This window comes from Curtobacterium sp. MCBA15_016 (genome assembly GCF_001865105.1).
Classification (GTDB): Bacteria; Actinomycetota; Actinomycetes; order Actinomycetales; family Microbacteriaceae; genus Curtobacterium.
The window spans coordinates 1-395 of the sequence record NZ_MJGR01000046.1 but is presented as its reverse complement, the minus strand read 5'-3'; the positions used below and the strand labels follow the sequence as shown (position 1 = coordinate 395).

General features: G+C 77.5%; 1 pseudogene. It reads left to right on the top strand.

From position 1 onward, the window contains the following. Positions 1 to 395, top strand: a pseudogene (locus BIV03_RS16700) (hypothetical protein); the annotation flags it as partial.

Genomic DNA, 395 nt, shown 5'->3' with positions numbered 1-395 from the left:
GGACGAGGCCGTCGACCTCGGACCCGCCATCCGGCAGGCACAGGCGGACGCCGACCCGGCCGTCATCCGGAAGCTCCGGCGTCAGCGAGCGGGCGTGGTCGACGCGCTCACCCAGGCCGGTGCCGACCTCGCGTCCGATGCCGGGCACCCGGTGACGCCGGCCGTGCTCGACCAGGTGCGGGCGACGATCGAGGCCGCGATGGCGGACCCGCACGCCGGTGCCGCGGTGCGCTCCGGGCTCCTCGTCCGCGCGCTCGAGAGCGCCGGGTTCGACGACGTGGACCTCGACGGGGCGCTCGCCGATCCGGATGCGGTGCCCGATGCGTGGTCGGGCAGCGGCGCGGCGCCGATCCCCATCACGGAGGGGAGACGCGCGGCGGGGACGACCCGCGCCT